The 3,099-nt window shown below is 37.4% G+C and carries 1 protein-coding gene and 2 pseudogenes; all 3 read left to right on the top strand.

The window, feature by feature from the left end; all coding sequences use genetic code 11:
* Positions 1 to 88 (top strand): annotated as a pseudogene (locus FTU83_RS16990) (IS5/IS1182 family transposase); the annotation flags it as partial.
* 19 nt (positions 89 to 107) lie between these two features.
* The gene (locus FTU83_RS16985) at positions 108 to 593 is read left to right on the top strand and encodes an SMI1/KNR4 family protein (RefSeq protein ID WP_180107433.1); all 486 of its coding nucleotides are present in this window, start codon (positions 108 to 110) and stop codon (positions 591 to 593) included.
* 88 nt (positions 594 to 681) lie between these two features.
* Positions 682 to 3,099, top strand: a pseudogene (locus tag FTU83_RS17575) (RHS repeat-associated core domain-containing protein); the annotation flags it as partial.

Raw genomic sequence — 3,099 nt, 5'->3', positions numbered from 1 at the left:
AGGAATTGCCACAAGATACGATAAGCTAAAACGTAACTATCAAAGCGCTGTTGCTTTAGCTTGTATATTTATATGGTTGCCTCTTTAGCTCAATTTATCGGCTGTAAATGTCAACACACCCTATTATGTTTGAAATGATAAAAGACGGTCCTTTATTGGACAAAAATGAAATTCATCATTTAGAAAAAAAATTGAATGTCGAACTTCCTATTCAATATAAATCTTTTTTAGAAAAATTTAATGGTGGGAAACCGTTACAATCTGAAATAGATTTCACATTACCAGATGGCACAGAAAGTGGTGATAAAATAAAAAGATTTTATGAGGCCTCGATAGACACTTCTTATGGGTTACGTTCAAATCATGAGGATTTAAGTTGGCAATTACCTTTAGGCTATTTAACAATAGCAATTACTCCTGCAGGTAATTATTTTTTGATTGAACTTAGCCAAAATAATTATGGTCAAATTTTTTACAAAGATCATGAATTGGAAGATGAACCTGAAAAAGACGATGGATTACCATACAACATGGTTAAAGTCGCTAATTCATTTAATGAATTTTTAGATAAACTTTATGATCCTGATGAATAACTTAAAATGAGCATGATAAAGGTTTACAACTTTTTGACCTAAAGTCATAAAGTCATATGGTTATAAAGGGTATTTCATTGTAATTTAAAATATCTTAAAACAAAAAGTTGAATATTTCTATACTGAACTCACCACAGAAAAACGCGAGCCAATCATTAAAGGTTTACCACTGAATGCCTTTGGACAACTGGAAAAGATTAAACACGCAGATGGTGCAGTTGAACATTTTGTTCATGATGCTGAAGGACGTTTATTAGTCCATATCGATCCGAAACAACATCAGACACGCTATGAATACGATGAAGCAGGTTTAATCCTGTCACGTACCGATGCATTGAACCATAAATTGAAATACCAGTGGGATAAGCTCAATTGCTTAAAACGCTTGACCAATGAAAATGGTGCAAGTTACGAATTCTTCTATGATGTGGCGAGTCGCTTAATCAAAGAAATTGACTTCGATGGCAAAGAAACCATTTACAAATATGATGAAACTGATGGCAATCTCGCTAGCAGTATCGAAGTGGCTTCAGCACATGGACAAGAGCTTCGAGATCGTGCAGCACCGAAAGATCGCATACAAAATTTCTATTCGACAGTATGGGACGTTTGGAACAACGTACCGCAGGCTATGGCTATGTTGAACAAGACTTAGAACAAAAACTGGTTGAGGAATTTGCTTACGACAGCAATGGCAATATTATTCAAGCTAAAAACAGCGATAGCAATCTACAGTGGTATTACGATGCTGCGGGAAATGTGATTCGTGAACATCATCAAGAATATAAAACCAATAAAACAGCAGTGTGGAAACACAGCTACGATGAAATCAATGATCGAATCAAAACCATTCGACCTGATGGACAGAATATAGATTGCCTGACTTATGGTACGGGGCATGTACATAGTTTGATAGTCAATGGTCAAGACATTGTTAGCTTTGAGCGAGATGACCTACATCGTGAAAAAGTTCGCCACTATGCCAATGGCATCAGCCCAGAACAACAGTTTGACCTTGCAGGACGCTTACACAGCCAAATCATGCTCAATGAACATGTCAATGGCTACCAAAGCCAGTACAGAGAAAAGAACAACCAACAGAACAATGCACTGCAACACACCAGTCAATTGGTACAACGACTGTATCAATACGATAAAACAGGTGAATTAACAGCCATCAAAGATACTCGTCATGGCAACATTGCCTACAAATACGATCCAGTCGGACGCTTACTTGAAGCCAGCAGTAAACTCGGTAAAGAAACCTTTAACTTTGACCCTGCCAGTAACATTATAGATCGTTACAATGATGACAAAGCGCAAAATCATGACCAAAGCCATCAACAACAAACAGAAGAAAAAGGCTATGGCTACAATCGCTTAGTCAATAATGTTGTCAAAGAATACCTAGATCAACAATACCAATATGATGCGTATGGACAACTCGTTCGACAAAAATCTACACAAGGTGATTTAAACCTTGAGTGGGATGTGTATGGACGAATGATCAAAAGCCGTAACAGCCAATACACCGCAGAATATCGTTATGACGCTTTAGGTCGTCGTATCCAAAAACGTAGTAAACATCACCATACAGGTGATGAACATAACATCATCTATGGATGGGATGGCGATACATTGGCATATGAGTCAACAGAACAAACCAACAAACACTACATCTATGAAAAAGACAGCTTTATTCCAATGCTACAAGCCGTCTATCAAATCCAATAGAGTTACACCAAACACCAGATTGGTCAGATAAACCATATAACGTGCATCGCGACCCACGATGGAAAACTATCAAACAGAGCAAAGGTTTTGATGATGTATGGTTCTATCATTGTGATCACTTAGGCACACCACAAGAAATGAGTGACCATACAGGTGCAATCATTTGGAAAGCTGAGTATAAGGCTTGGGGTGAATGTAAGGCTGAAAAGGCTAAATCGAGTTTCTTTGAAAATTCTGAAATTATTTCAAACAACATTCGTTTTCAAGGTCAGTATTTCGATCAAGAGACAGGTTTACACTATAACCGTTACCGCTATTACTCGCCTTTTGTGGGGCGGTTTGTAAGTAAAGACCCGATTGGATTGTCTGGTGGGAGTAATAATTATGCATATGTACCAAATCCAACGAGTTGGGTTGATCCAAATGGGTTAACATGCCAGAAATATCGTAGGGAAAGTCTTCGTGAGATAAGACGCAAATTGGGAATTCCAATGAGTCAACAACCTATTAGTCAAAAAATGGTACCTTTAACTGATAAAAATGGTAAAAGAATTCTTAATGATAAAAATATGCCAATTATGACGCGAGAAATGACTTATAGCGCAAATGGAAAAATTGTTATAATTCAAGATCATTCAGCAGGTTATGATTTTGGCGAAGCAGATGGGACTGGTAATCAGCCTTCTCACCACAATGTTAGACCACCAGACAATACAAGAACTGGTAATGTTGAAGGAATGGATGATCATTATTATTTTGACTGTAGGAATCG

Source organism: Acinetobacter sp. YH12152, assembly GCF_013418285.1.
Lineage (GTDB): Bacteria > Pseudomonadota > Gammaproteobacteria > Pseudomonadales > Moraxellaceae > Acinetobacter > Acinetobacter amyesii.
This window is presented reverse-complemented; position numbering and strand designations above follow the sequence as displayed.